30 protein-coding genes, 1 tRNA gene and 3 pseudogenes are annotated in these 26,448 nt (G+C 70.3%); 19 read left to right on the forward strand and 15 right to left on the reverse strand.

What is annotated here, in order from left to right:
- Positions 1–38 precede the first annotated feature (38 nt).
- The 3 genes from ABZW11_RS14390 to ABZW11_RS14400 all read left to right on the forward strand — a co-directional run bounded on the left by ABZW11_RS14390 (position 39) and on the right by ABZW11_RS14400 (position 1,527).
- Positions 39–692, forward strand: coding sequence for a GNAT family protein (locus ABZW11_RS14390; RefSeq protein WP_355416678.1), 654 nt, complete (start codon positions 39–41; stop codon positions 690–692).
- 127 nt (positions 693–819) lie between these two features.
- On the forward strand, positions 820–1,404 hold the full coding sequence (locus ABZW11_RS14395) for a hypothetical protein (RefSeq protein ID WP_355416343.1): 585 nt from the start codon (positions 820–822) through the stop codon (positions 1,402–1,404).
- Between the two features lie 49 nt (positions 1,405–1,453).
- Positions 1,454–1,527, forward strand: a tRNA-Ala gene (locus tag ABZW11_RS14400).
- A gap of 438 nt (positions 1,528–1,965) precedes the next feature.
- Here ABZW11_RS14400 and ABZW11_RS14405 read toward each other — a convergent pair.
- On the reverse strand, positions 1,966–2,853 hold the full coding sequence (locus tag ABZW11_RS14405; RefSeq protein WP_355416346.1) for a LysR family transcriptional regulator: 888 nt from the start codon (positions 2,851–2,853) through the stop codon (positions 1,966–1,968).
- A gap of 170 nt (positions 2,854–3,023) precedes the next feature.
- On the opposite strand from ABZW11_RS14405, the gene ABZW11_RS14410 reads away from it, so the two are divergent.
- The gene (locus ABZW11_RS14410) at positions 3,024–4,766 is read left to right on the forward strand and encodes an SDR family oxidoreductase (RefSeq protein WP_355416349.1); all 1,743 of its coding nucleotides are present in this window, start codon (positions 3,024–3,026) and stop codon (positions 4,764–4,766) included.
- Between the two features lie 437 nt (positions 4,767–5,203).
- Positions 5,204–6,016, forward strand: a complete 813-nt coding sequence (locus ABZW11_RS14415; RefSeq protein WP_355416352.1) for an alpha/beta hydrolase — start codon at positions 5,204–5,206, stop codon at positions 6,014–6,016.
- A gap of 361 nt (positions 6,017–6,377) precedes the next feature.
- Here ABZW11_RS14415 and ABZW11_RS14420 read toward each other — a convergent pair whose 3' ends face one another.
- Complete coding sequence (locus ABZW11_RS14420; protein WP_355416355.1) at positions 6,378–7,496, reverse strand: serine hydrolase domain-containing protein; 1,119 nt, start codon at positions 7,494–7,496, stop codon at positions 6,378–6,380.
- 14 nt (positions 7,497–7,510) lie between these two features.
- Positions 7,511–8,071 carry an NADPH-dependent FMN reductase gene (locus ABZW11_RS14425; RefSeq protein WP_355416358.1) on the reverse strand — a complete coding sequence of 187 codons (561 nt, stop codon included), beginning with the start codon at positions 8,069–8,071 and terminating at the stop codon, positions 7,511–7,513.
- A gap of 114 nt (positions 8,072–8,185) precedes the next feature.
- Here ABZW11_RS14425 and ABZW11_RS14430 point away from each other — a divergent pair, with 114 nt between their 5' ends.
- Together ABZW11_RS14430 and ABZW11_RS14435 are read left to right on the forward strand one after the other, a co-directional pair.
- Complete coding sequence (locus ABZW11_RS14430; protein ID WP_355416360.1) at positions 8,186–8,806, forward strand: TetR/AcrR family transcriptional regulator; 621 nt, start codon at positions 8,186–8,188, stop codon at positions 8,804–8,806.
- Positions 8,807–8,970: 164 nt separating this feature from the next.
- A pseudogene (locus tag ABZW11_RS14435) lies at positions 8,971–9,171 on the forward strand (transposase); the annotation flags it as partial.
- 81 nt (positions 9,172–9,252) lie between these two features.
- Here the strand turns inward: ABZW11_RS14435 and ABZW11_RS14440 are convergent.
- A pseudogene (locus ABZW11_RS14440) lies at positions 9,253–9,801 on the reverse strand (VOC family protein); the annotation flags it as partial.
- Positions 9,802–9,897: 96 nt separating this feature from the next.
- Here ABZW11_RS14440 and ABZW11_RS14445 point away from each other — a divergent pair.
- From ABZW11_RS14445 to ABZW11_RS14455, 3 genes are all read left to right on the forward strand, one after another.
- On the forward strand, positions 9,898–10,791 hold the full coding sequence (locus ABZW11_RS14445; protein ID WP_355416363.1) for an N-acyl homoserine lactonase family protein: 894 nt from the start codon (positions 9,898–9,900) through the stop codon (positions 10,789–10,791).
- Positions 10,792–10,809: 18 nt separating this feature from the next.
- Complete coding sequence (locus ABZW11_RS14450; RefSeq protein WP_355416366.1) at positions 10,810–11,316, forward strand: MarR family transcriptional regulator; 507 nt, start codon at positions 10,810–10,812, stop codon at positions 11,314–11,316.
- A gap of 124 nt (positions 11,317–11,440) precedes the next feature.
- Positions 11,441–11,656, forward strand: coding sequence for a transcriptional regulator (locus tag ABZW11_RS14455; protein WP_355416681.1), 216 nt, complete (start codon positions 11,441–11,443; stop codon positions 11,654–11,656).
- 145 nt (positions 11,657–11,801) lie between these two features.
- On the opposite strand, the gene ABZW11_RS14460 is transcribed toward ABZW11_RS14455, so the two are convergent.
- Positions 11,802–12,431: a response regulator transcription factor gene (locus ABZW11_RS14460; protein ID WP_355416369.1), complete on the reverse strand. Its 630-nt coding sequence runs from the start codon at positions 12,429–12,431 to the stop codon at positions 11,802–11,804.
- Positions 12,371–13,471, reverse strand: a complete 1,101-nt coding sequence (locus ABZW11_RS14465; RefSeq protein WP_355416684.1) for a histidine kinase — start codon at positions 13,469–13,471, stop codon at positions 12,371–12,373. Before ABZW11_RS14465 ends, ABZW11_RS14460 begins: the two co-directional genes overlap by 61 nt.
- Before the next feature lie 139 nt (positions 13,472–13,610).
- On the opposite strand from ABZW11_RS14465, the gene ABZW11_RS14470 reads away from it, so the two are divergent.
- Positions 13,611–14,735, forward strand: coding sequence for a hypothetical protein (locus tag ABZW11_RS14470; protein ID WP_355416372.1), 1,125 nt, complete (start codon positions 13,611–13,613; stop codon positions 14,733–14,735).
- A 13-nt stretch (positions 14,736–14,748) separates the two neighbouring features.
- Entirely contained in the window at positions 14,749–15,198 is a 450-nt protein-coding gene (locus ABZW11_RS14475) for a hypothetical protein (protein ID WP_355416375.1), read from the forward strand.
- Here ABZW11_RS14475 and ABZW11_RS14480 read toward each other — a convergent pair.
- Both ABZW11_RS14480 and ABZW11_RS14485 read right to left on the reverse strand, forming a co-directional pair.
- Complete coding sequence (locus ABZW11_RS14480) at positions 15,180–16,169, reverse strand: hypothetical protein (protein WP_355416378.1); 990 nt, start codon at positions 16,167–16,169, stop codon at positions 15,180–15,182. The two genes, ABZW11_RS14475 and ABZW11_RS14480, sit on opposite strands and share 19 nt — an antisense overlap.
- A gap of 4 nt (positions 16,170–16,173) precedes the next feature.
- The gene (locus ABZW11_RS14485) at positions 16,174–16,671 is read right to left on the reverse strand and encodes a SigE family RNA polymerase sigma factor (protein WP_355416381.1); all 498 of its coding nucleotides are present in this window, start codon (positions 16,669–16,671) and stop codon (positions 16,174–16,176) included.
- A 372-nt stretch (positions 16,672–17,043) separates the two neighbouring features.
- Between ABZW11_RS14485 and ABZW11_RS14490 the strand changes: the two genes are divergently transcribed.
- The 4 genes from ABZW11_RS14490 (at position 17,044) to ABZW11_RS14505 (ending at position 18,952) form a co-directional block, all read left to right on the forward strand.
- Positions 17,044–17,178 (forward strand): DUF664 domain-containing protein, encoded by a 135-nt coding sequence (locus tag ABZW11_RS14490; protein ID WP_355416384.1) that lies wholly within the window; start codon positions 17,044–17,046, stop codon positions 17,176–17,178.
- A 29-nt stretch (positions 17,179–17,207) separates the two neighbouring features.
- A complete protein-coding gene (locus ABZW11_RS14495; RefSeq protein WP_355416387.1) occupies positions 17,208–18,086 on the forward strand; it encodes a sigma-70 family RNA polymerase sigma factor in 879 nt (292 codons plus the stop codon).
- A gap of 109 nt (positions 18,087–18,195) precedes the next feature.
- On the forward strand, positions 18,196–18,525 hold the full coding sequence (locus ABZW11_RS14500) for a DoxX family protein (RefSeq protein WP_355416390.1): 330 nt from the start codon (positions 18,196–18,198) through the stop codon (positions 18,523–18,525).
- Between the two features lie 58 nt (positions 18,526–18,583).
- Positions 18,584–18,952, forward strand: coding sequence for a nuclear transport factor 2 family protein (locus tag ABZW11_RS14505; protein WP_355416393.1), 369 nt, complete (start codon positions 18,584–18,586; stop codon positions 18,950–18,952).
- Here the strand turns inward: ABZW11_RS14505 and ABZW11_RS14510 are convergent.
- Positions 18,930–19,121, reverse strand: coding sequence for a hypothetical protein (locus ABZW11_RS14510; protein ID WP_355416396.1), 192 nt, complete (start codon positions 19,119–19,121; stop codon positions 18,930–18,932). The two genes, ABZW11_RS14505 and ABZW11_RS14510, sit on opposite strands and share 23 nt — an antisense overlap.
- Positions 19,122–19,197: 76 nt before the next feature.
- On the opposite strand from ABZW11_RS14510, the pseudogene ABZW11_RS14515 reads away from it, so the two are divergent.
- A pseudogene (locus tag ABZW11_RS14515) lies at positions 19,198–19,392 on the forward strand (RNA 2'-phosphotransferase); the annotation flags it as partial.
- Positions 19,393–19,577: 185 nt separating this feature from the next.
- Here the strand turns inward: ABZW11_RS14515 and ABZW11_RS14520 are convergent.
- A complete protein-coding gene (locus ABZW11_RS14520) occupies positions 19,578–20,531 on the reverse strand; it encodes a DUF6461 domain-containing protein (RefSeq protein ID WP_355416399.1) in 954 nt (317 codons plus the stop codon).
- A gap of 197 nt (positions 20,532–20,728) precedes the next feature.
- On the opposite strand from ABZW11_RS14520, the gene ABZW11_RS14525 reads away from it, so the two are divergent.
- Complete coding sequence (locus ABZW11_RS14525; protein ID WP_355416402.1) at positions 20,729–21,169, forward strand: hypothetical protein; 441 nt, start codon at positions 20,729–20,731, stop codon at positions 21,167–21,169.
- A 38-nt stretch (positions 21,170–21,207) separates the two neighbouring features.
- Here ABZW11_RS14525 and ABZW11_RS14530 read toward each other — a convergent pair whose 3' ends face one another.
- Together ABZW11_RS14530 and ABZW11_RS14535 are read right to left on the reverse strand one after the other, a co-directional pair.
- Positions 21,208–23,031 carry a rhamnogalacturonan lyase gene (locus tag ABZW11_RS14530; RefSeq protein ID WP_355416405.1) on the reverse strand — a complete coding sequence of 608 codons (1,824 nt, stop codon included), beginning with the start codon at positions 23,029–23,031 and terminating at the stop codon, positions 21,208–21,210.
- Positions 23,032–23,319: 288 nt separating this feature from the next.
- Positions 23,320–23,796 carry a GNAT family N-acetyltransferase gene (locus ABZW11_RS14535; RefSeq protein ID WP_355416408.1) on the reverse strand — a complete coding sequence of 159 codons (477 nt, stop codon included), beginning with the start codon at positions 23,794–23,796 and terminating at the stop codon, positions 23,320–23,322.
- Positions 23,797–23,860: 64 nt separating this feature from the next.
- On the opposite strand from ABZW11_RS14535, the gene ABZW11_RS14540 reads away from it, so the two are divergent.
- Positions 23,861–24,100, forward strand: coding sequence for a cytochrome P450 (locus ABZW11_RS14540; protein ID WP_355416411.1), 240 nt, complete (start codon positions 23,861–23,863; stop codon positions 24,098–24,100).
- A 5-nt stretch (positions 24,101–24,105) separates the two neighbouring features.
- Here ABZW11_RS14540 and ABZW11_RS14545 read toward each other — a convergent pair whose 3' ends face one another.
- From ABZW11_RS14545 to ABZW11_RS14555, 3 genes are all read right to left on the reverse strand, one after another.
- Entirely contained in the window at positions 24,106–24,894 is a 789-nt protein-coding gene (locus tag ABZW11_RS14545; protein ID WP_355416414.1) for a hypothetical protein, read from the reverse strand.
- 77 nt (positions 24,895–24,971) lie between these two features.
- A complete protein-coding gene (locus ABZW11_RS14550; RefSeq protein ID WP_355416417.1) occupies positions 24,972–25,100 on the reverse strand; it encodes a hypothetical protein in 129 nt (42 codons plus the stop codon).
- A 9-nt stretch (positions 25,101–25,109) separates the two neighbouring features.
- Positions 25,110–26,285, reverse strand: a complete 1,176-nt coding sequence (locus ABZW11_RS14555; protein WP_355416420.1) for a Cmx/CmrA family chloramphenicol efflux MFS transporter — start codon at positions 26,283–26,285, stop codon at positions 25,110–25,112.
- Between the last annotated feature and the right edge of the window lie 163 nt (positions 26,286–26,448).

Below are 26,448 nucleotides of genomic sequence, written 5' to 3' on the forward strand. Positions count from 1 at the left end.
AGTCACCCCGTGGCGACATCGTGCCCGATAGGGGGATGATGAGAGATGTGGATCGACTTCGTGGCTGGCCGGCGACACTCAACGAAGGTCCGGTAGGCCTCCGGCCGCTACGGTTGGGCGACGTACGCGTGTGGCGCGAGACGCGAGTGCGCAATGCCGACTGGCTGCGCCCATGGGAGCCGAGCAACCCCGAGACACCCCTGTTCAGGACCGGTCTCGGCCCCTACCTCTCCATGGTCGGCACCCTGCGGCGCGAGGCCAGGCAGGGGCTGGCGCTGCCGTGGGTGGTGACCTACAACGGACGCTTCGCGGGCCAGCTCACCGTCGGCGCCATCGTGTGGGGATCCGCCCGTTCTGCCCAGGTCGGCTACTGGATCGACGGAGCCGTGGCCGGCCGCGGCATCACCCCCACCGCCCTCGCGATGGCCGTTGACCACTGCTTTTTCACCACCGGATTGCATCGGCTCGAAGCGAACATCCGCCCCGAGAATCAGGCCAGCCGTAGGGTGGTTGAGAAGCTCGGTTTCAGGGAAGAAGGCATTCGGCGGCGCCAACTCCACATCGACGGAGCCTGGCGCGACCACATTTGCTACGCGTTGACCGTCGAGGACGTTCCCGGCGGGCTGCTCGTGCAATGGCGTCGCGCGCGTGAGTCAGCGGCTCACGGGGGGTCCTCCGTCGAAGAGGTTTGACGATCTCGCGACACACCGCACCGAATGCTCGTCAATTAGTGACACGCGGTCTTACGGTGCGTGACGTGAGCACATTCAAGGCGCGACGAGCACGAACGCGTCTTTGTGCTGCCCGGAGGTGGTGGTCGTGAGCCCCGTCCTCCTCTATCTCGCCATCGTCGTCATGTGGCTCTGCGTCCTGATTCCGATGTGGCTGCGCAGAGACAAGACGAATCTCGCCGAGCTGGCCGAGCTCGAAGAGTATTACACCGGCGAGCACCAACTGCCCGATCTCGACAACCTCGCCCCATCCGATCCCGATGAGGACGACGGCACACCGCCGGTCGAGATCGAGAAGGTCGACGTCCGCCAGTTCCGGCTCCGGCGTCGCGCCATCATCGTCGCCCGCCGGCGCCGCCTGCTCTTCTTCACCGCGCTGCTGGTGCTGGCCTCCATCGTGACGGCCGCGGTCGAGATGATCCCGTGGTGGGGGGTGGCGCCGTCCGTCGTCGTCATGCTGGCGTACATGGCGTTTCTGCGCATCGCCGTACAGGTGGACTCTGAACGCCGCGAACGCGCCCGCCATGCGCGCGCTGAGCGCCGGCGGCGGCTACGCGAGCAGCGCCGCGCCGCCGCCGAGGCGGAGGCCGAAGTCATCGACTTCACGCCGATGCACGCCGACGTCCTCTTCGACCAGTACGCCGAACCACCCAAGCGGGCGGTGGGCGACTGAAACGGTGGCGCGAGGACCCTCTGGAGTTTGCTAATCTAGTCGAGTCCTTGGGGATGTAGCGCAGTCCGGTAGCGCACTTCGTTCGCATCGAAGGGGTCAGGGGTTCGAATCCCCTCATCTCCACCCAGGGCCGTTCTTGAAACGGCTGGACTGAAGTTGACGGGATCCCGTCTGATCATCGTGATCAGGCGGGATCTTGTCGTTTCGAGGGTTTCCGAATCGGGTTCGTCCTGGTTTGGGAGCCGTGGAGCGGGTGTCTGGGAAGGCCCGGGTGGTGTCAGGCCGCTGGTGGGGGAGCGAGATCCGGCCGTTGGGCATGGCGAAGCCGACGGTGAGCGGGGCGCTGCGAGAGGGCGGCGGGTTTTGTGGCTTATGGGGCGGGTGGTGGCCTGCTCTGGCCTGCGGGTGGTGTGCCGTCGAAGGTCCCGGCTGGAGTCTGCGAAGTGTCGGCGAGTGTAGCGGGCTCGTCTTGAAGCTGGTGGGTGTGGCGCCACTGGTCGAGGAGGTGGTCGTTGGCGACGGTGACGAGCAGGGCGACCAGGATGGTCTGGGCGACGCGGCTCAGGCGGGACGGGGGCCGAGGTCGGCGGCGACCCGAGCCAGGGCCCGGATGAGGTCGTTCTCCGTCTCGGTACGCCACACCAGGGCATACGGCAGGGGGTCGAGGTCGCTGACGGGCAGGTAGGCGATGTCGGGCCGGTTCCAGTAGCGCATCATGTGGGCGGGGAAGAGGTTGACGATCTGGCCCGTGCTGGTCAGGGTGAGGATCTCCTCGGTGTTGCCCACCAAGGGGCCGCGTTGGATCGGGCGCCCCTTGCGGGTGTGGGGCGGGACGAAGCCGTCGGCCCAGTAGTCCGGCCGCGACGGGGACTCGCTGTGCTGGAAGTCGGCGAGCTCCTCCAGCCGGACGGATGTGTGCCGGGTGAGTTCGTGGTCGGCGGCCACGGCCAGTACCCGAGGCTCGGCGAGCAGGACCGGGCCCACCGTTAGGTCGGGTTCGTCGACCGGCAGCCAGCAGACCAGCATGTCGAGCTCGCCGCGGCGCAGCCCGGCGAACGGGTCGACGAAGGAGGCATGCTGGATCCGCAGCTGCCACTGCGGGTGGCGGGTGCGGAAGGTGTCCCAGTAGGGGCGCAGGTCGTGGGCGTTGAGGGGGAGCAGGCCGACGCGCAGCACGGCGGTGATGCCCTGGGCGGCAAGCTTGGCGCGGCGCATGCCGTCCTGCAGCCCGCTGTAGACGGGCCACAGGTCGTCGCGGAGCTGGCGGCCGAGCGTGGTGAGCCGGACCATGCGGTTGGTGCGTTCGAACAGCGGGGCGCCGATCTGGCGTTCCTGTTTCTTGATGGCCTGGGTGATGCGGGCGGGGGATACGCGCAGCCGTTCGGCGGTTCGGCCGAAGTGCAGCTCTTCGGCCAGGGTCAGGAAGATCTCGATGTCGCGAAGGTCCACGATCCTCCTTGGCGTTTACCCGGGGGTTAATGCAGCCTTGCTCAGATTGTCGTTGTTCTGCCTCGTTGTCCGCGTTGATCCTAGTCGCCGGAAGATTCAGATCCATCGCTGGAGTGGCGGGATGACGCGTTTGCTGGGCGAGACGGCGTTGGTCCACGCAGCCGGGCCGGGTGCGGCTGGACATCCTGGTCAACAACGCGGCCATCACCGCCAAGTCGATCGAGACCATCACCCCGGAAGCCTTCGACCACCTGATGGCGGTCAATGCCAAGGCGCCGCTGTTCATCATCCAGCGGGCCCTGCCACTGCTCAACGACGGCGGCCGGATCATCAACCTGTCCGCCGCGGCGACCAGGATCGCGACGCCCGAGCAGCCGTACGCGATGAGCAAGGCCGCCATTGAGGTGCTCAGCCGCGCTGCTACCTCGGCCCCCGGATCTGAACCGGCAGCAGCGGCCGCCGACCGTGCGGGAGTCGTGTCAGCGGCGGCCGTCAGGGGCGGCGCCGGCCCGGCATCGGAGCGGTCGGCGAGGGTGGCTGCCATGAACGGCTCAGCGATCGCAGGTTTCGAGATCGCTGAGCAAGCCACGCCAGGCTCACCCGGCCCTGGTGCGGCGCTCATGAATGCCCGTGAGCGCCACGCCGGGACGGTTTCGCAAGATCGAACACTGGAGGTAAGGAGATTCATCATGAGTGTCAACGGATTCACCGCGACGGGTCTGCGCCGGCTGCGTGCGGTGCTGGCCCGGCACGTCGACTCCGGGAAGATCCCCGGCCTGGTGGCCTTGGTCAGCCGTGGTGGCCAGACGCACGTCGAGACGCTCGGCACGATGCGGCACGACGGCGGCGCGCCGATGCGGCGCGACACCATCTTCCGGATGGCCTCCACCTCCAAGCCGGTCTCGATCGCCGCGGCGATGGTTCTGCTGGACGAGTGCCGGCTGCGGCTGGACGACGTGGTCGACCCGTGGCTGCCCGAGCTGGCCAACCGCCAGGTACTGTCCAGCCCGGACGCCGAGCTGGACGACACCGTCCCGGCCCGCCGCCCGATCACCGTCCGCGACGTGCTCACCTCCACCTTCGGCCTCGGCATGGACTTCACCGCGCTCGGCAAGCCCATCATGAACGCGGTCTTCGCTCAGGGCCTGACCCCGAACCTGTCGACCGAGGTGCCCGAGCAGGACGAGTGGATGCGCCGCCTGGGCGAGCTGCCGCTGATGTACCACCCCGGCGAGCAGTGGCAGTACCAGATCAGCAGCGACCTCGTCGGCGTCCTGGTCTCCCGGGTCAGCGGCCAGACCTTCGAGGAGTTCCTGCGCGAGCGCGTCTTCGAGCCCCTCGGGATGACCGGCACCGGTTTCCACGTGTCCGCCGGCCAGATCGACCGGCTGCCCACCCTGTACGCCCCGGACCCGGCCACGGGCGAGTTCCAGGTGTGGGACGAGCCCGAGGGCGGCCGCTGGAGCAAGCCTCCGGCGTTCCAGGGCGGCGGCGGTGGCCTGGTCTCCACCGCCGACGACTACCACGCCTACTTCCTGATGCTGCTCAACGGCGGCGTGCACAACGGCCGCCGGATCCTGTCCCGCCCCGCGGTCGAGCTGATGACCACCAACCGGCTCACCCCGGAGCAGAACGCCGCCCGCACCGCGCTGGCCACGAACAACGTGCACATCTCCTTCGGCCAGGGCCAGCAGGGCGGCTGGGGCATGGGCATGGCGGTACGCACCTACCGCGGCGACTACGCCCCGATCGGCCAGTTCGGCTGGGACGGCGGCAGCGGCACCTCCTCCTACGCCGACCCGGTCAACGGGCTCACCGGCATCCTGCTCTGCCAGGTCGGCTACACCGTGCCCAGCCCGGCCCACCTGATGAACGACTTCTGGACCACCGTCTACCAGGCCATCGACGACTGATGCCAAGCCCACGCCGGTGGGCGCGGGCCGGGGGCGTCCGAAGGCCGGCGGTTGCTGCCGGCCTCCTTGACCACCCGCGCCCACAGGTGGGCCGGAAGCCGGTCGCTGAGCAGCCGCGCGACCTCCTCGCGCGCCGGTCCGGCGAGGCGCGGCTCGGGCAGGACCGCCGCGGGGAGGGCGCCCTCGTTGTCGCGTACGGCGATCAGCAGGGTGACCCCTTCGCACCGTAACCGCCGTGCCGTGAACAGCAGGGCGGAGGCCGAGCCGGTCGAGCACCGGCCGCAGCAGCAGGTGCAGGGCGGCGAAGCGCAGCTCGGCCTCCATCTTCACACCGGCCATGCCCAGCACGCGAGGCCGTGAGTGACCTCACTCATCCCTTCCGCCGCAACCGGATCTAACGTTTCGGCTAGGAAACCACACCACAAGAGGAGGCGAGGGTGGTTCCTTCAGATGTGTCCAACCTCCGCGAACGCGCCCGCCAGCGCGCCGCCGCACGTCCCCCGGCTCCCGCACTGGCACACGTGGGAGACCTCCGCGGGCCCTGCGGGCTTCCGCTGCGCCACTACCGGCCCCACGAACGCAGGCGTCCCCTCATGGTGTTCGTCCATGGCGGCGCGTTCGTCATGGGGGACCTCGACACTCACGATCGCACCTGCCGGCGCATCGCCGCCGCCTGTGACGTCGAGGTGCTGGCCGTGGACTACCGGCGTGCCCCCGAGCACCCCTACCCGGCGGCCATCGAGGACGTGGCCGCGATCTTGCGCTGGTCGGCCCCGGCGGCGGTGGCGGGCGACAGCGCGGGCGGTTACCTGGCGAGCATGGCCTGCCTGCGGCTGCGCGCCGCGGGTGATCCGCTGCCCGCCGTACAGATCCTCATCTGTCCCAACACCGACCTGACCCTCTCCTGGCCCAGCGTCGTCGACAAGGGCACCGGGTACGCACTGGATGCCGACTTTCTCTCCTGGGCCATCGCGCAATGGGCACCGGATCTCGCCACCCGCGCCCTCGCCAGCCCGCTGCTGGCACCAGACTTGCACGGCATGCCCGACACACTGATCGTCACCGCCGAGCACGACGCGCTGCGCGACGAGGGCGACGCCTACGCCCATCGCCTGACACAGGCGGGAGTGCGGGTGACCCACCGGCGAGAACCCGGCCTGGTGCACGGCTTCATCCAGGACGTGTCCTCGGAGACGGCCGCGGCCCACGACCGGCTGTTCCGCGATGTCGCCTCCCTGATCCACAGGTAACGGGGTTGCTCACCTACCACGAACGCGGCGATCTGGCCCTGGGAGTGAGTCTGTAAGGCACGCTCGCCGCCGGAGGCCTGCTGGCCGTGCCCGCCTGGAGCCTGGCCGCACCGTACGCAGGCGCACCCGTGGGAGGGGACGCGGGGCTCCAGGTGGTGGCGGTGCTGCCGGCCCAGCTCATCGCGATCCTCGCCGGGATGTGGCTGCGCGCCCGATTCGCCCGCCCCTGCCGACCGGGTACAGAAGGTCAGCAGGCCGGTGGCCGCCGTGCTGCGGGTGACCTCGACGCTCTACATTCTGACCACCACCACCGACCGTCTGACCGGCATCCCGGCCTCCGGGTTTTGTCGGTGGCCCGGCCTCAGCTGATCGCGTGCAACACTGCGGCGATGAGCCGGTGGTTCTCCTGAGCGCCGCCCCCTCCGCCGATGGCGAAGCGGTTGCGCGTGTAGCTGTAGGCGATCCCGCTCCCCGGGTCGGCGAACGACTGCGCTCCCACGGCGCCACTGTGCCCGAACGCGTCGGCGCCGAGCAGGGGGTAGCGCACCCCTTGCGCCTCGAAGCCCAGGAGGAAATGGTCGGGCTCACCGGTGACCAGGTCGGTGCCGGTCGCGTGGGGCTTGGTGAACTCGGCCAGGGTCGCGGGGGCCAGCAACGGCGGCCACCCGTCGATCTCGGAGATGGCCGCGGCGTACAGCGTGGCCAGGCCGCGGGCGTTGCCCACGCTTCCGGAGGAGGTGGGGCCCAGCGCGCGTACAGCCCGGGTGTTGGCGAAGTCCACCAGGTCGGTGGGCGGGGTGGCGTTGAGGTTGAAGGCGATCCCGGTCAGGCTGTCCGGAGCCGGGGCGCCCTGGCCACCGCCACGGGCCGGCTGCACCGGCACGTAACGAGTCTCCAGGGCCTCGGGCAGCCCCAGGTAGAAGTCCAGCCCGTAGGGGGCGCGCACCCGCTCGGCGTACATCTCCTGGATCGAGCGGCCGGTCACCCGGCGTACCACCTCGCCGATCAGCGCGCCGGCGACGAAGGCGTGGTAGCCGTACCCGCTGCCGGGCCGCCAGTAGGGCCTCTGCGCGGCCAGCCGCTCGGCGAGCAGCCGGTCATCGGCCAGCTCCGCCGCGCTGAACCCGCCCTCCACGCCGATCAGCCCCGCACGATGGGCGAGCAGGTCGCGCAGGGTGAGGTCGCCCTTGCCGGCCGAGGCGAACTCCGGCCAGTACGCGGCCACGGCCCGGTCCAGGTCCAGTACGCCGTCCTGGACCAGCAGCGCGAGAAGCAGGTAGGCCGCGCCCTTGCCGGATGAGTACAACGCGAACAGGGATTCGCCGCTCACCCCCGGCCCCGCCCACAGGTCCACCACCTGCCGGCCGGCCAGGCGTACGGCCAGCTGCGCGCCCAGCCCGGGTTCGGCGGTGACGGCCGCGGCGAACTCGTCCCTGACCTTCTCGAAGCCGTCGGCGACGGTGCCTCGTACCACCTGCATGGTGTCCACCCCCTTCACGCGGCCTTGGCGGCCAGCGCGTCCAGCAGGCTCTGGAGCAGGCCGATAGTGGTGTCGTCGGTCAGGTTGCCGCCCTCGTCGAAGCGTTCGTGCGCGCGGAAGACGATCACCTCGGGCTTGGCTATCACGTCGGAGTCGGTCCAGACGAAGACCTGCCGGAGGGCGAGCTGGGCGCGTACCGAGCCGAAGTTGGTCGGGGAGGCCCCGAGGATGGCGACCGGCTTGCGCAGCAGCGGCAGGCCCTCGGTTCCTGTCCAGTCGGTGCTGACCCAGTCGATGGCGTTTTTCAGGACTCCGGGGATGGAGTAGTTGTACTCCGGCGTGGCGATCAGCAGCCCGTCGGCGGCGGTGACGCGCTCGCGCAGCTCCCGCACCGCCTGGGGGCGGTGGTGTGGGGTGTCGAGGTCCAGGTCGTAGGGCGGGATGTCGCGCAACCCGTCGTAGATCTCGACCGAAACGCCGTCGGGGGCGTATTTCTGGGCGGCGTGCAGCAGCGCGGTGTTGTGCGATTGGGCGCGCAGGCTTCCGGAGATGCCGAGGATCCTGATCTCGCTCATCAACAATCATCCTTTTCGTGCAGGCAGGGCCGCCGTCTGGGCGGCGATCGGAACTGTACTAGAGCGTTCATATGAACTCAACTGTTCAGTTCAGGTGGATGTTAGGGTGTGAGAGTGAGCGCAACCAAGCACATCCCGTCAGGAGAGCGCGCGGCACGCAAGCGGGCCGCCATCCTGCGCGCGGCCCGCGAGGTGTTTCTGGACAGCGGGTTCGACACCGGAATCGACCAGATCGCCGCCGAGGCGGGCGTGTCCAAGGTAACCGTCTACAACCACTTCGGCAGCAAGGAAGAGCTGTTCATCGAGGTGGTGCGCGACAGCCTGGAGCAGGCGCTCGGGGAGTCCTTGCGCGTCATGCGCGAAGATCTGCGGGGCGGCGACGACATCCGCGAGGTGCTGGTCCGCACGGCACGCGGATGGGTGCGCGGCCTGGTCAACCGCGACATCTCCGCCCTGCGCGCCCTGATCACCGCCGAGTCACGCCGCTTTCCCGAGCTGGGCCGCGCCTGGCGCGAGCGAGGGCCGGACCGCTTCGCCGGACCGCTCACCGAGGCCCTGAGTCAACGCAACGACCTGCGCATCCCCAACATGGACCTGGCGCTGGTGCAGTTCTACGCCCTGGTGCTCTACCCCCACATCGTGCACAGCGCCTATGGCGACACCCTGGATGAGGATTTCACCGACGAACTGATCACGACGGGCGTGGACATGTTTCTGAGCTACTACCGCGCCTAATACTCCAGTGACACTTAGCGATCTTGCAGCGTTCTGGTCACATGGCGACGGCCACCGCGTGATCATTCAGAGTTTGTGAGAACAACCAAAGATCGTGCGGTGGCCGCGAGCCACAGCGTAGACCCTGACGGCTGGATGGTCATCTACAACGAGCTGATGGCCCGGATCGCCGGCCGGTTCGGCCTCGGCGCCTCTACCTGCCCGAACACGCCTGGCTGGCCGGCCCCGGCCGCTGCCAGGCGGCCGGCATCCCGGACGAGGTCGGCTTCGCGACCAAGCCCGCGCCGGCCGCCGCCATGGTGCTGGCCGCGCTGGAGGCCGGGGTGCCCGCCCGCTGGGTGACCGGTGATGAGGACTACGGCCAGGACCCAGGGCTGGCCATGACACTGCCCGGCATCGTCGCCGCAGTCAAAGCGGTGGTAGGCGAACGGACGGCCGTAGGGGCAGCCGGAGAAGGATTCGGGGAAGCCGGCGGTGGTGAGCCGCTCAACCCCGGCCTCCAGGTCAGCCGTCCAGAACCCGAGATGGTGAAAGCGAGGTCTGCTGGTGTCGCCCCATGGGCCGCCGGGGGCGGCCTGGATGAGTTCGATGAAGGCAGGACCGTCGGCGGAGAAGACTATGCGATGGTCCCAGGTCCCGATGTGTCCGTCACGGGGGTCATGCCAGGTGACCGCGGCGGCGCTGGAGAGATCCCTCATCGCTGCTTGCAGATCAGGAACGGTGCAGCAGACGTGGAGGGGCCGCCTGGGCCGTGTCGACGAGCTTGGAGAACTTTTGGAGCGATGTTGACATCGGGGACTCCGGACGGTTCCAAGCCCCGCTCGCTCGGTGATCCTGCGGAATGCCCGCCGTACGTTCGAGGCGTGCGGCGGAGTGCCCACGCTCGTGCAGAAGACCAGGTGGTGATCTTGCCAAGCCTGACCGGCCTTGAGCTTGAGGACGGCTTGGTGGGTGGTGTGGCTGGAGTGCCTGAGCCACCGGCTTGCGGTCGGCATGCCATACGTCGTCTCGCGCCCCCGGTGATGGTGCGGCCGGTGTCAGTCGACCCGAAATTAGTTGACACGACATATATGTCGTGTAATCTGTTGGCCATGACGAACACGAGGAACACCGCAAACCCCATCAAGCGCGTCTCGGTAGTCAGCACCGGAACGGTGTCGATCCACCCCGAACACGTGGCCGCGACCCGCAAGCCGCTGTACTGGTGGCTGTTCACCTCGCGCCGCTGGACCCGGCCGCTGCCGATCAACGTGTACGTGATCGAGCACCGCGACGGCCTGGTGCTGTTCGACACTGGCCAAGACCGCGCCTCGGTGACCGACCCCGGCTACTTCCCCGGCGGCATCACCGGAGTGATGTACGACCGGCTGGCCCGCTTTGACATCGCCGCCGAGCAGACCCTTACCGCCCAGCTGGCGGCCATCGGCTACGACGTCGCCGACGTCCACACCGCGGTCATCTCTCACCTGCACCAAGACCACATCGGCGGGCTGCGCGAGCTGACCGACGCCCAGATATTGGTCAGCCGCCGGGAGTGGCAGAGCCTGCACCGGGCGGCACCGGAACTACGCGGCCTGCTGCGCTCCCACATCGAGCTGCCCGCACTGCGCTGGCGCCGCCTCGACCCCGAGCCCCTGGCCGACCCCGCCCTGGCGCCCTTCACCAGCGGGCACGACCTGTTCGGAGACGGCAGCCTGGTGCTGCTGCCCACCCCAGGCCACACCGTCGGATCGCTGTCGATGCTGGTCCGCAGGCCCGGGCACGCGCCACTGCTCATGGTCGGAGACCTGACCTACGACGCCAACCTGCTGGAGCAGGGCCAGGTACCCGGCGTCGGCCACAAGCGCCGGCTGGCCGCCACCACCCGGATGGTCAACGAGCTCCGCGAGGCCAACCCCGGCCTGACCGTCCTGGCAGCGCACGATCCCGGCGCCGCCCTCGCCCTGGCCGCCGCCGGCCGTGACCTCGTCGCCCCCTCGCTCTGACCAGAGAGAATGACGTTCATGCGTCCCGCAGAAGAATTCCGCTACCTCGTCCTGGCCGCCCAACGCGAAGGCAACCGCCTGCTGGGACAAGCGCTGAGGCCGCTGGGCATCACAACCTCCCAAGCTGAAGTCATCAGCATCCTGCACGAACGCCAGCCCCTGACCCTGACCGGCCTGGGCGAGCTTCTGGTCTGCGAGAGTGGCAGCAGCCCCAGCCGCCTGGTCGACCGCCTGGTCGCCGCCGGCCTGATCCACCGCAACCCCGCCGAGCACGACCGCCGGCACATCGACCTCCGCCTCACCGACAGCGGCGAGCAACTGGCCGCACAGATCATCCAGATCGAGGAACAGCTCTACCAGAGAATCGACGCCCTGGCCGAAGGCACTGGCCTCGACCAGATCAACACCTTCCTCCGCGCCTTCGTCCGCGACCTTCCCGCAGGCCAAGCCATCATCCGCCGCACCACACCAGCAGCGCACGGGCGGTTGACCGGAAGATCCTTCCGCTCACGAACGAGATCATAAAGCGGTCCCAGCAACCATGGGCGCTGGGAAGCGATCTTCTCAACCCCTCTTACACCCAGGCCAACCCCACTCGTGAACAGCCCACCCAGGGCCGTTCCTGGAACGGCCGGACTGCAGTGACGGGATCCCGTCCGACGAGGTCAGTGACTCGGCGCTGTCCCAGCATCTCACCACACTGGAGAAGGCCGGCTACGTCACCGTCCGCAAAGCCCAGACCGGGCGGCGCACCACCACAAGGCTCGCCGCCACCCCCGCCGGGACAGCGGCCTTCACCTCCCACATCTCGATCCTCAACCAGATCGCGGCCCAGCCGCCGCACGACGCCAGCCCCTCGACCTGACCTCGGCGAGCGCCCGCTCTGCACCTGACCCGCCTCCTGGGGCGAAGAGCAGCGGACACCGCCGGCCAGGCTCACCAGCGAGCCGCTGCCCGATGAGGACGACCCCTGGATCGGACGCTCCTCTACGCCGAGTCGGTGGGCGCGATCAGGGTTCGGCCCTGCCGGTCGCCCATGCCCAGGCCGCGATGGCGACGCGGTTCCTGGCGCCGGTCTTACGCTGGATGGCCGCTATGTGGTTCTTCACCGTGCCCGCGGAGAGGAAGAGTTCCGCAGCGATCTCGGCGTTCGTCTTGCCGTGCGAGACCAGCGCCACGATGTCATCCTCCCGCTCGGTGAGGACGACGTTCGGTGTCTCGTGCGGCAGGCCGTGGTGGCGCAGCAGCCGGATGGTGAGCTGCGGGCTGATGAGCATGTCGCCATTCGTCGCGGCCCTGATGGCTTCGATGAGCAGGGTGGGGCCGGAGCGTTTGAGGATGAATCCGGAAGCGCCGTGCCGCAGTGCCGCGTGGACGTACTCGTCGAGCCCGAAGGTGGTGACGATCACCACGTGGATGTCGGTGTCGGCAAGGGCTCGGGCCACCTCGATGCCGTCGGCTCCGGGCATCCGGATGTCGGCGAGCACAACGTCCGGTCTGATCGTCCTGGCGGTGTGGATCGCGGTGCGTCCGTCGGCGGCCTCGGCCACGACCGTCATGTCGGGCTGGGCGTCGAGGATCATGCGGAAGGCGCTTCGAATGCCTTCCTGGTCGTCGGCGATGAGGATGCGGGTGGACACTCCGGCGATTGTGCCACTGGCAGGCGCGCGGTCAGCGACCACCCATCCGGTACGGCCTGGGTGACCAGTTCACCGCCCTGCGCCTGAACCAGTGCGGTCAGGCCGGGCAGGCCGTACCCGCCGCGCCGGCCACTTCGCGCTCGTCTCACGCCGTCGTTGGTCATCGTGATCTCCAGTAGGCCTCCTCCGGCGCTGATGCACAGGTCGACGCGGCTGGCTTGGGGAGCGTGCCGCCGGATGTTGGTGAGTCCTTCGATGACGATCCGGTAGGCCAGGACGGCGGTCTCCGCCGTGACCGCCACCTGCGGGTCCATGCTCAGGTGGACCGGCGCGGAGCCGGCGGTGGAGAAACGTTCGGCTGCCTCGCGGATGCCGCTGAGGTCACCAGTGGAGGTGAGCGGCCGGTCGTGGTGCAGCGTGTCCAGGGTATGGTCCAGCATCGACATGGCGCGCTGGCCTGCGGCTTCGACGCGTTCGAGCGCCTGCAGCGGATCGCCCGCGACCCTGCCCGCCTGGGCGTGCGCCACCATCTCGCTGATGTCGTGGGCGACGAAGTCGTGCAGGTCTCTGGCCAGCTGAAGCCGTAATGCGGTGCGGGTGTCGGCCACGGCGCGGGACTGCCGTACCTCGGCAGAACGCAGGTAACCCCCGACAGCTGCGGCCAGGAGCGCGCCCAACCCCCAGAACAGGCATACGCCCAGCGCTTCCAGCGGCGAGGCGGGGGTGAAGAAGCGCAGCAACCAGGTGGCCGAGGCCAGGCCCGCCACCGGCGCGGTCACCGCTGCCCGCCGTGCCGACACGTGTCGGACGATGAGGCCGGCCAGCGTCATGAGGGCCAGACTCTCGATCACCCCCAATACGGCGGCGCCCGGCTCGGGCCGCACGATGCCGATGACGTGAGCCAGCGTGACGGCCAGCGATCCGGCCGCGGCCACGCAGGTCAGCGCAGGCAGACGCGGCTCGGGCGACGACCGCGACAGCGCTGCCGCCACCACCACTGCGACGGGGACCAGCAGCGATATCGACACGACAATCCACATCCAGCTCACCGGACCGACGATACGTCCACCGTGGAACCGGCCACAGGTGCCGAACGGCACCTGTGGCCGGCTTTCACAGTGGCCGAGGGTGCCGAACGGCATCTGGTCCGCCGGCCTGCCGCCCGGCGACGCTGATCACATGAGAACCATCACTTCTGTCTGGCGCGGCTACGCGGCGGCACTGTGGGCGCTGGCCTACGGTGCTCTCGGCTCGGCGTGGGCGCTCGGCCTGCCGAGCTTCCCCTGGGGGGCCTCCGACCCCGACCCGGACGGCGCGCTGTCCATCCTGGCCGCGACGACGCCGCGCTTCGGTTGGTGGATCGCCGCCTTCGGCCTGCTCACCGCGGCGACGGCGCTGGCGCTCACCCGCAGGAGCGATCGTCGTGCTCCGTTGTTCCTGGCGTGGCCGCTCGCCGCGAGCCTGGTCCTGGTGGTTCCCGACTCGCGGCTGATGATGGGCGTCGCCTACACGCCGCTGCTGCTGGTGGCACCGGTCTTCGGCTGGAGCCTGGGCGGCGCCACCTTCGCCGATGCCTGGCCATGGCCCGTCCTGAACCAGCTTCTCTGCGTGCTGGGCGGACTGCTGCTGGCCGCCGCGGCGCTGGCGTACGGCCGTAGCCAGGCCCGCACGCGTTGGTTCACCCCGCAGCGGGGCCGCACAGCCGTGTACGTGGCCGTCGTGGTGCCTCTGGCGTACTGCGCCACCCGGTGGGCGTGGGCGCTGGGCATCCCGCTCGGAGTGAGCCCGGAGTTCCTGGCCGAAGGCGAGGACGGCCTGTGGCTGGCGGGTGCCTACCTGGCGACCTTCGGCGCGTTCGGCGGCGTGCTCACCCTCGGGCTCACTCAGCGATGGGGGGAGATCTTCCCGCGTTGGATTCCCGGACTGCGCGGCAGGCGGGTACCGCCCCTGCTGGCGGTCATCCCGGCCGGGTTCGTCGCGATCATCATCGCCGTGGCCGGACTGACGTACATCCGCTGGACGATCGCAGGCCGGTTCTCCCTGTCCGAATGGGGCGCCTGGCTGCCGGAGTGCTTCTGGCCGATCTGGGGTGCCGCGCTGGCCACCGCCACCGTCTCCTACTATCTGCGCCGCAAGGACGACGCGGACGCGGTGGATGTCGGTGCTGGTCGCCGACGTGAGGCCCAGGCACGGGCGATCACGCGCGTGGCCGAGCTGGAGAGAGACCGTCTCCATCGCCGCGCTGGCGGTCAGGAGCAGGCTCGGCGGTCTCGGCGCCGCACCCCGCTACCGCCCCCTCGGTGACGCAGTCAGGCTGGTGGCCCTGCTCGGGTTGGGCTACCAGGCTGTGATCGGCTGGATCGACGTACTCTTCTCGCTACACGCCCTGGCCATGTGGGTCGATCCGCGGGGCGTGACCGTGGCGGCGCTCCTGATGGCTGGCCTGCTGTGCCTGGTGCGCGACACCACGCCGGCCTGGCGATTGGGTCTCGCCATCGTCGCGGCGTCGATGGCCGTTGAGCGGTCACCAGTCTTTCTGATCGGTGTCGAAAGGCCCGTACAGTCGCTTGCCATCACGGCGATCGTTCAGTCTGCGGCGTTGTCGACGCTGTGTCTGGCGCTGATCGTCGCGGGGCTGCGTGTCCTGCCCCGTCCGGCTGTTCCGCTTCGAGACGGCAGACAGCGTCCCGCCGGTCTGCCGGGCGGCGGTGGCGGAGCCCCTGAGGCTGAGAACGCGATCAAGCCCCGTCACATGTCGCCGGCGTAAACGGCCACCGTCAGGGTTCCGGGGCGCCGCAGGTATTCGGTGATGGACGTCTCCAGCCGGACCCTGATCGTGGTCGTCTTCCCGCTGAGCAGCCGTTCGCCCAGGTAGAGGAAGCCGCCCCCGCCCGGCGAGGCGGAGCAGTCGATGCCGCCCTTGATCAGGCGTCCGTTCACCCACACCTTCCGGCTGAGCCGGTCGCCGAGACCGTCCCCGCAGTAGGTGGCGACGGCCAGGCCGAGGCCCTTGTTCGGCACGGTGACCGTCACCTCGCGGCTGCCGGGCCAGGTGGTGGTGGCCTTGGCGGCCAGGTTGAGCTCCTTCCCGATCTTCGCGGGCGGCTCGGCCGGAGGCGAGGCGGTCTTCATCGTGGACGGCGGCGTCCATTCGTACACACCGAACCGCCATTCTCCCGGAGCCGTGCGCCCGGGGGAGCCGTTGACGGTGAATGTCACCGTTCGCGTTCCGGCGGGGAAGGGCTGCAGGTCGACCGCTTTGCCCCGCTCGCACGCGTTCATCAGGAAGGGCGCCGGTGACAGCGTGAAGGTCTTGTCCAGGCCCGGCACGTGTGCGCTGACCTGCGGTGGCGCTGCTTTGGGAGACGGGCAGTCGGGCAGGATGGCCACCGGTTTGCCGCTCACCTTCACCTCGAAGAGCACCGATGCCTGGCGCGCTGGGTCGAAGGTCGCGGTGGCGAGCCTGCGGTAGACGGTGCCGTCGGACTCCTCGTACCGGCTTGGGAGCTTTTCGGTCACGTTCGCGGTGGTCGGCTGATCCGGCCCGCGCAGGCTGACGACCGTACCGCCGGCGACGACCGCGACGGCGAAAGTGACAGCGGCGGCGACGGCCGAGAGCCGGCGCCGTCGCGCGCCGCGCGTCCTGGCTCGCAGTGAGTGCCACGGGATCGGGCGGTCGAGCGCGGGGCTGCTGCGTTCGTCGAGCAGGTCGCGGAGTTCTCGCTGGTCGATGGGCATGGCGCTACCCCCTCCTGTCGTACGCGAACGACTTGTCCACCCGAAGCTTGGCCAGCGCCCTGCTCGCCTGGCTCTTGACCGTCCCGACGCTGCAGCCGAGCGTCGCAGCGGTCTGGGCCTCGCTCAGGTCCTCGAAGAACCGCAGCACGATGACGGCCCGCTGCCGGGCGGGCAGACGGCCGAGCGCCTGCCAGACCAGCTCGCGATCGTCGGCCTGTCCCATGTGGTCGGCCGCCTGCGCCTGGTCGGGTGGCGACTCGCTGGTCATCTCGGCCCTTCTCCAGCGCCGCCGCCACCAGGAGACGTGCAGATTCACCATGATCTTGCGGACGTACGCCTCACGCTCGTCGCCCAGCCGCGGCCAGGCCTGCCACGCCTTCAGCAGCGCCGTCTGCACCAGGTCCTCGGCCGCTCCCCAGTCACGGGCGAGCAGGTAGGCGGTGCGGAGCAGCCGGTGCCACGACGCCTCGACGAACGCGTCGTACTCCGATCCATCCGCCATGTACGGTCCTTCCTCAAGCGAACACTCACCCGTCCTTACGCGGCCGGAGGAACAGAAGGTTGCTCAGGCTCGCGTCCGTCGTCGAGTTCGGCGGGCATCTCGGGCTCAACGAGGCTGGTGATGCGGTCATGGAAGACGAGGCTCGCCTGGTTGATCTGGCTACTACGTTGGCGGTTCAGGTGCAGACACCTCAGCTTGAGGGAGGCCAACGGTATAGATGGGTCTTCGAGGTGGAGGGCCGGGAAGTCGCATCTACTGCATTCGTCGTCCGCAGAGACAAAGCCGGTGTCTGATCCTCTCCAGACCGTCCGGGGCGGGGTGGGCTGGACCTGCTGACCACGCCCACGACCGTCGAGGTGCTGGCCGAGGCCGGTGGGGTGTCCGCCGAGCGGGCGCGACGGGTGGTCGAGTGAGTACGCTCGCCACGACGGTCACGCCGACATCCTGCGCGAGCGCATCGACGGCACCACCGGGACGTGGCCTCGCCTCCGGCGCTTGCGAGGATGAGCGTGCTCACCTCGCCTGACGGAGGAAACATGGACGGACAGCAGTGGCTGGCGGAGCGGTTCGCCGAGCATCGGGGGCACCTTCGCGCCGTGGCGTACCGGATGCTCGGCTCGCTCAGCGAGGCCGACGACGCGTTGCAGGAGGCGTGGCTGCGGGCCGGCCGCGCCCACACCGCGGAGGTGCAGAACCTCGCCGGCTGGCTGACCACCATCGTGGCCCGGGTGTGCCTGAACATGTTGCGCTCCCGTGCCCACCGCCAGGAGGAGCCGCTGGACACGCAGGTGGCCGACCCGCTGCTCGGCCCGGCGGCGGTGGGAAACCCCGAGGCCGAGGTGGAGATGGCCGACTCGGTGGGGGTGGCGCTGCTGGTGGTGCTCGACACGCTGAGCCCGGCCGAGCGGGTGGCGTTCGTGCTGCACGATCTGTTCGCGGTGCCGTTCGAGGAGATCGCCCCCTTGCTCGAACGCTCCCCCGAAGCGACCCGGCAGCTGGCCAGCCGGGCGCGTCGCCGGGTCAAGGGGGCGCCCGCGCCGCACCGTGAGCCGGGCCGGACGCGGGAGATCGTCGAGGCGTTCCTGTCGGCGACGCGCGGGCAGGACTTCCGGGCGCTGATCACGTTGCTGCACCCCGAGGTCACCCTGCGGGCGGACGCGGCCGTCATGCTCACCGCCGCGCCCGTCACCGTCCAGGGGGCCGAGGCCGTCGCCAAGGGCGCGATGGCCGCCATGCAGCGGGCCAGGTTCACCGGTATCGCGCTGCTCGACGGCGCGGTCGGCCTGGTCATGGCACCGCAGGGCCGAATGCGGGTGGCGCTCACCTTCACCGTCGACGACGGGATTATCACCGCCATCGACGTCGTCGCCGAACCCGACCGGCTCGGCCTGCTCGACGTGGCGGTGCTCGGCTGATCGCGTGACGTACGTCACTCCCGCCGCCGGTCACATCGCCGTCCGGCGGCGGGTCAGGGCGGTGACGGGCGCTACCGGCCCGGCGTCATTCGAGAGCAAGGAGCACCCGATGGTTCCCATCATCGTCACCGTTCTGGCCGCCGCGTGGGTGGGTTTCTCGGCGTACGCGATCCTCACCCGCGCCGCGTGGGTCGTCGAGCCGCTGCGGACGTACGGGGTGCCCGCCTCGTGGTGGCCCTGGCTGGGCGCGGCCAAGGCCGCGGGAGCGGCGGGGCTGCTGGCCGGTCTGGCCGTGCCGGTGATCGGCGTGCTGGCCGGGATCGGGCTGGTGGTGTACTTCCTCGGCGCCGTCGTCACCGTGCTGCGCGCCCGGTCGTACAAGACCGTCGTCTTCCCGATCCTGTACCTCGTCCCCGTGGCCGTCACCCTCATGATCTGAGGAGGATGTCGAGAACGCTCCGGCCGCTCCGACTTGCCCACGGAGAAAAGGAGCAGACATGTCACGCAACATCGAGACCGTCAACACCTACCTGGACGGTTTCCGTAAGAACGACCACGAGCAGATCCTGTCCTGCCTGACCGACGACATCGAGTGGACCGTCTTCGGCGCCTTCCACCTGACCGGCAAGGACGCCTACGACCAGGCCATCGACGGCCCGCCCGAGTTCGTCAACCCGCCGCACCTGGAGGTCGTGCGGATGGTCGAGCAGGGTGACGTGGTCATGGCGGAGCTCACCGGATGGGTGCGGCGCGCGGCGGGCGGTGAGATGCGGATGTCGATGGCGGAGGTGTTCGTCATGCGGGACGGGAAGATCGCCGAGCGCCGCGCCTGGGTCGTCGAGCTCAAGGAGAACGAGCACCGCTGACGTCCGGTGGGGTGTGCGCGTCCTCGTCGATGAGTTCCTGGGCCTCGGCGAAGGTGAGCGGTCGCACCGGCGCCAGGCCGAGGAGCTCGATGACCCCGGCCTGGTCGCCGGTCGGGACCGCGATCCAGTGGTTCCAGCAGGTGGGGATCGGCTGGGGAGCGTCCGTCACGTGTCGGCCTCCTCGGGCGTCGCAGCGCCGGAATCGGCTGGCGGACGGCGCTTGGGAGCGGGCAGCATGGCCGATGATGGACGAACGGCGGCTGATCCGCGTTTCCAAGTATCTGGCCCGGCATCTGCGCCACGACCCCGGCCGCCTCGGGCTCACCCTCGACGAGAGCGGCTGGGCCGACGTCGGGGAGCTGCTGCGGGCCGCCGCCGCGCACGGCTTCCCGATCATGCCCGACGAACTGCGGGAGGTCGTCGCGGCCAACGACAAGCGCCGCTATACGATCGAAGGCGACAGGATCAGGGCCAGCCAGGGCCACTCGGTGCCGGTGGAGCTCGGTGGTGCTGGTGGTGGCGTCGGGGGCGATGCACGCCGATGGGCACACCTTCATGCGCAGCGCCAACGGGGTGTGGCTGGTGGACCACGTGCCGCCGTCCTATCTCGGATATCCCTCCTGAACTATTCCTCGTCGGGGAGCGTCACCCACGTGCCGGCCTCCTCGGTCAGCGAGCGGGCGTCGGACGGCAGCAGGCCCGCTCCCGCGTAGCAGTACGCCACGGCCGCGCCCTGGTAGAGGCAGGCCCTGAGGATCTCCTCGGCGGAGTCGTCCTGCGAGACGCTGCCGCCGCCCGGGTGGGTGTCCCAGCCGACGGTCTCGCCGTCGCGGATGACGATGCCCTGGTTGCCGCTCTTGGGGTTGGCGAACAGGCTGTAGCAGACCGTGCCGGCCGACAGGGGCCTCAGGACGTGCGGGTCGGCGGCGCGGTAGCCCCACGGCTGGACGACGACGCAGCCGCCGGGCACGTCGGTGATGCCGATGAGGCCGTCGTACTCCTCCGACCACATGTCCTCCATGACCTCCTCGATGTCGACGTCGTCGGCCGGCACCGCGCCGAGCCGCCTGGCCGCCTCGGCGGCGGTGACGCCGGCCACGCAGGCGACGCTGTAGCCGTCGTCGTCGAAGCACTCGACCGTGTCGATCAGCTGCCGCGACGCCGCGACCGCGGCCTGCTCGGCGTCGGTCAGGCCGGCCTCGCCGTCGCGCGGCGCGAACAGGTCAGGGGTGGGGGTGGCCAGGCTGAGGCGGCCGGGTGACCAGCCGTTCATCATCGGCCGCCACGGGTCGGCTCCGGCGGCGACCAGGGCGCGGGCGTTGTCGGGACGGTGGTGGAAGACGGCCGTCCATAAGGCCGTGCGGCCCTCGTGCAGCGCGTCGACGTCGGTGACCCGGCGGGCCAGCTCGGCCACCACCTCGGGCGAGCCGTGCTCGGCCGCCTCGTGGAGGGGGCAGCCGAAGGGGAACACGCCCGCGTCGGGGTCGGCGCCCGCGTCGAGGCGGGCGCGGATGGCGTGGAGGTTCGTCCAGCTGTCGTAGGTGATGCCGGACCAGTCTGACGCGCCGATGGGGGCCATGGTGCTCCTTGGGGGGGTGTACGGACGTCGCAGGAGAGCGATCATGGCGTACGGGACCGACAGAACCGACGACGGGAAAGGGGAGGCGGGTCGACGCCTGGGTGGGCTCCTTGACGCGGGACGAGCTGGGTGACGGCTTCGCATCAAGCTGATCTCCGTCATGGTCGTCGCACATCGCGACATGTCACCATGCGGAAATGGACGGCTTATCCATGACCGAGGGCCGACGCCTCCTGCTCGGCGCTCTGGCCGGACTCGCCCTGACGGCCCTGCTCGCGGTGGTCGCGATCGCGATGGTCCGCCTCTTCCCCAACTCGCGGTTCTGTGGCGAGTTCCTCGGCTGTCTGGGGCTGCTCGTGGAGACGTTGCGGACAGGCCGCTGGGTCATGGCCCTGCTCGCCTGGCCGCTGCTGCATCTCCTGGGCATCCGCCCGGCCTGGCCGACCGCCGTGCTCGGCCTGTTGCTGCTGATGGCGCTGTGGGCGCTCGGGCGCTTCTCCTTCGAGGTGTGCGCGCTCAGCGGCGTCATCGCGTACACGGTCGCCGCCTGGGCCTCCGCTCCCGGCCGCTTCCGCCTCTGGCTGGCGACCGCCCTTTCCTCCCTCACCATCTGGGCCGTCATGCTGCTCCTGGCGTGAGGGAGGTGGCACCGGGCCGGCCGGTGCCACCTCTCGGGTCAGCGGACGTAGATGTCGGGGCGGGGGGCGGTGGGCATGCGGTCGCCGAGGAAGAAGCTCGTGTGCGGGGGCTGGTTGTACGCGGTGTTCTGCCAGGCCACCGAGACGCGGTAGAGCGGGTCGTGCATCAGCGTGTAGATGCGCCGGTCCGTGGGCGTGGGGGTGGAGTAGATGCGCAGGGCGCGGTTGTCGCTGGTGGGCCAGATAACCTCTTCGCGCCAGTCGCCCAGGATGTCGCCCGACAGGGACGGGGTGGCCTTGGTGCCGTTGTTGGAGTGGACGCCTGAGGCGGTCAGGAGGCGGGTGTCGCCGCCGGTGCCGTATTTGTCGATGCGGGTCTGGTCGAGCAGTTCCCTGACGGGGTCGGCGTCCCACCAGACGAGGAAGTTGATCGAGGACGGCTTGCGGCCGGCGTTGTTGCCGGTGACGCTGCGCAGGTTCGAGTCGGCGGCCGACCAGAATTCGCTCGCGACCCGGACCGTGGAGATGTCGCCCGCGACGCCGCGGCCGTTGTCCGAACCCGAGGGGGAGGACCAGAGGATCTGGCCGTTGCGGGGGTCGATGTAGAGCGAGCCGGGTTGTGAGGTGGACTCGCTGACCTTGAAGTATTCGAGGCCGGACCTGGCGGGGTCGAGGTCGCCGAGGTGCTGGGCGTCGCCGTGGCCGGTGCGGGTGGACCACATGCCGGCGCCGTTGTCGTCCACGGCCATGGCGCCGTAGACGATCTCGTCGCGGCCGTCCTGGTCGACGTCGCCGACGGACAGGCTGTGGCTGCCCTGGCCGGCGTACTGGGAGCCGGAGTTGTTGCTGTCGAACGTCCAGCGCTTGGTGAGGGAGCCGTTGCGGAAGTCCCAGGCGGCGATGACGCTGCGGGTGTAGTAGCCGCGCGCCATGATCAGGGACGGACGGGAGCCGTCCAGGTACGCCGTCCCGGCCAGGAAGCGGTCCACCCGGTTGCCGTAGTTGTCGCCCCAGGACGACACCGTGCCGCGCGGCGGGTCGTAGTTCACCGTGGACATCGCGGCGCCGGTCTGGCCGTTGAACATCGTCAGGTATTCGGGGCCGGACAACACGTAGCCGCCGGAGTTGCGGTAGTCCGCGCCGGCGTTGCCGATCACCGTGCCGCGGCCGTCCCTGGTGCCGTCGGCGGTCTTCATGGCGACCTCGGCCCGGCCGTCGCCGTCGTAGTCGTACACCTGGAACTGCGTGTAGTGCGCGCCCGCGCGGATGTTGCGGCCCAGGTCGATACGCCACAGGCGGGTGCCGTCGAGGCGGTACGCGTCCACGAGGACGTTGCCGGTGTAGCCGGACTGGGAGTTGTCCTTGGCGTTGGACGGGTCCCATTTGAGGACGATCTCGTACCGGCCGTCGCCGTCGAGGTCGCCCACCGAGGCGTCGTTCGCGCTGTAGGAGTAGGAGACGCCGTCGGGGGTGGTGCCGCCGGACGGCGGCTGGATGGGCACGTCCAGGTAGGAGCCGCCGGTGAAGCGGAGCGAGGCGGGGGAGGCGGCCTGCTCGCTGCCGCCGACGACGGCCCGCACGGTGTACGAGGCGTCGGCGGCGGCGCCGTTGTCGAGGACGTTGGTGCCGCCGGTCAGGCCGGAGGCGATCCGGGTGGAGCCGCGGTAGAGGTTGAACGTGACGCCGTCGGGGTCGGTGCCGAGCAGCCGCCAGGAGACGAGGTTGCCCGACCCGGAGCGTACGCTGATCAGCCCCCGGTCCAGGTCCTCCATCTGCTTGGCGGGAGCGGCGTGGGCGGGGGCGGCGACGGCGGTGGAGGTCAGGGCGAGGACGGCGGCCGCGGCGGCCAGGCTCAAGCGCATGCTGGGGTCCTTTGCAGCTCGGGGTAAGCGCTTTCCCAATGGGCGAGAAGAAACTTTCATGCGGCGGTACGGCGGCGTGGTAGCGCTAACACACTGGCGCCGCCGGTCTTGGGGGTTCGCTGACCTGCGGAGACGTTCACAGTTGCTCCTCTTCTGTCAGGACGACGGGCGGGGCGGAGCCCGCGCGTATTAAAGCCATCAGCCGCCCCCGTCTCAACCCCTGTCCGCAAGTTCGCGACCGCCCCCGTCTCAACTACCGGTCGGCAGCTCCCAGCGGACCTCCTCGTCTCAACTCCCGGCCGGCAGCTCCCAGCGGACCTCCCCGTCCTGCCATCGCGACGTCGCCCGCAGCCCGGCCGCGGCGGCGACCGCCTGGGAGGCCGCGTGGTCCGGGTGGATGTGCGCGATCACCGTGTCCACCTCGTCCGCGAGCCGCTCGACCAGCGCCACCGCGGCCTCCGTGGCCAGGCCGCGGCCCTGCCACGCCGTGCCGACCACCCAGGCGACCTCCGCCGTACGCCCCTCGACGGTCGCCTGCACGTACCCGACCAGGCAGTCCTCGGCGCGCAACCGGAGCACCCAGTTGCGCCATCCGGGCGGCCCCGCGGCCAGCCGCTCGTAGCGGGCGCGCAGCTCCACGGCGCTGAGCGGGGCCCCGCCGGTGAACGCGTGCAGGGCCGGGTCGGCGAGCACCCCGGCCATCTCGGAGGCGTGCTCGGGGCCCAGGGGTACGAGCGTGAGCCGGGAGGTCTCGATGGCGTCCATCCCGTCACCTTAGGGGTGGGATGTGTCCGGGTCGCACGGTTCGGTAGTGCGTTCGACGGTGGTGATGACCAAGCCACCGGACGAACGATCGGAAACATCCTCTCCGCCGGCCGACGCGCACCTGGGCTTCGGCCGTGGCCCGCACTTCTGCCTGGGCGCCCCGCTGGCCAGGCTGGAGCTGCGGATCGCGCTGTGCTTCCCCGAGCTGCGGCTCGCGGTGCCGCCCGACAAGATCGCGTACACGTCCTCGCTGATCACGGAGGGGCCGCTGGAGCTGCCCGTGCTGCTCGGCCCGCCCGCCTGACCGGCTCAGATCGAGAGCAGCTCGTCGATGGCGTGGATGATGCCGAGTGTGTCGAGGACCGACTCGGTGGCGGTGTCCGCGTCGGCGGGGCGGACGCAGAACAGCGGGCTGGACAGCACGGTGTCGAGCAGGCGCGGCACGCCCAGGACGTCGAGCAGCGTGGCCGGGCTCTGCATGGGCGCGGACGCCGGGTCGCCCGCGCACACCGGCTTGGTGACGAGCGCTTCGAGGTAGCGGGTGACGGTTTCCGGTGTCTGCGCGTCCTGGGTGCTCGGGGTCCTGGTGCTGCGGGCGCAGGCGATGGCCCGGTCGACGAGGGCTTCGAGCATGGTCTCGGCGGGCGAGGCGGGAGTGGCGGCCGAGGCGGGGCTCGTCCCCGGTGCGGGGGTGACGCTGGGCGAGGGGAAGGGCCAGGGCAGCGGCGGCAGGTTGGGGATGGGCGGCAGGGTCGGGCCGGCGGCGGACAGCGGCGTGCCCTCAGCGGCGGTCTCACCGGCGGCCTCAGCGGCGGTCTCACCGGCGGCCTCACCGGCGGCCTCGGCCGCGTTTCCCGGCGCGAAGAAGCCCTGCAGTGAGCTGCCCGCGACGATCGACTCCATGAGCGCGCGGATGTCGTCGGCGGTCACCGTTCCGGTGAAGGGCGGTGGCGGCTGCACATTGATCTTGATGCCGTCGACGTCGCTGCATCCCGTGCGGGTGACGACCAGTTCGACGTCCTCCGCGTGTGCGGTCGCGGCGGGCGCGAGCAGGGCGGCGGACGTGGCGGTCAGTACGGCGATGGCCTGCCTGTACATGTTGCTCCCCAAGAGTGATGATCGACTTACTTGCCATCATTACCCTTAGTGGTGGTTCGATTACTCCATACTTGGATCTAGCCCTCTTTACCGGTGATCGGGGACTCGGCGGCTGCTGTCAGGGCCGACCCCAAGGTCAGGGAGCGGGCCGCCATCGACTGGGTCACCTGGGAGGACGCGGTGATCTCGATGGAGACCAACGGCAAGCCCGGCGCCTACAGCGACGCCCCGCTGACCGGACGCGCCCGGGCGGGCTCTGCCTGGTGGTACGGGCGGGCGGCGGCGGCGACCGCCAGGGCCAGCGTCACCAGGGCCGCGCTCACCCACAGCGGCGAGCGGAACCCGAGCCCCGCCCCGATCGCCAGGCCGCCCAGCCAGGGGCCGAGCACCGCGCCCACGTTGAGCGCCGCCGTGGCGAAGCCGCCGGACAGCGTGGGTGCGGTGGTGGCGGCGTACAGGACCTGGGAGATGAGCGTGGAGCCGACCGCGAACGACAGCGTCCCCTGGACCAGGACGAGCGCCACCGCCGCCACCGGCACCCCCGCCGTCAGCCCGAAGAGCGCCCAGCCCGCGGCCAGCGCCACCCCGCCGGCCACCAGCAGGACCTTGGGCCGGGTGTCGGCGAGCCGGCCGCTGATCGTCACCCCGGCGAACGAGCCCAGCCCGAACAGCGCGAGCAGGCCGGGCAGCCAGACCTGGGCGATGCCGGTGACGCCGGTGAGGAGCGGCGCGAGGTAGGTGAAGGTGCTGAACGTGGCCCCGTTCACCAGCGCGCCGAGCAGCAGGAGGACGAGGAGCCTGGGGTGACGCAGGGCCCGGGCCTCGCCGCGTACGGTGCCGCCGGGTGCGCCGCCCGGCACCGACCGCAGCACCGCGGCGATCGCCGGCACCAGCGCCAGGGCCACCGCCCAGAACGCCGAGCGCCAGCCCCACAGTTCGCCGAGCAGCGCGCCGCCCGGCACCCCCGCCACGCACGCGATCGTGACCCCGCTGAGCAGGATCGACGTGGCCCTGCCCTTGGCGCGGGGCGGGGCCAGCGCGATCGCCGTGGCCATGGCCACCGCCAGGAACCCGGCGTTGGCCAGCGCCGCCACGACCCGCGTGGCGAGCAGCACCGCGTAGTCGGTGGTGACCGCGCCGACCACGTGGGCGATCAGGAACGCGACCAGGAAGGACAGCAGCGCCGACCGCCTGGACCAGCGCAGGCTCAGCACCGCCATGAGCGGCGCGCCCACCACCATCCCGGCGGCGAAGGCCGAGGTGAGCAGCCCGGCGGCGGGAATGGACACGCCCAGCTCACGGGCGATCCCGGGCACCAGCCCGGCCAGCATGAACTCGGACGTCCCCTGGGCGAAGACCGCCAGCCCGAGCAGATAGACAACGAAAGGCATGAGAACTCCACGGCCCGGACACGGGCCGGCACAGGTGAGCGCGCGGGGACTCCCCGCGCGGATGAAGGAACCCAGGGCGCACCTGGGCGGGGACCTGTGTCGTCGGTGGTCCGGATGGCGGGGCGCGATCAGCCGAGATCAGGCGGAGCCCGGACGGGCGCGA

This window comes from Nonomuraea sp. NPDC004580, assembly GCF_040609855.1.
In the GTDB taxonomy this organism is placed as follows: Bacteria; Actinomycetota; Actinomycetes; order Streptosporangiales; family Streptosporangiaceae; genus Nonomuraea; species Nonomuraea salmonea.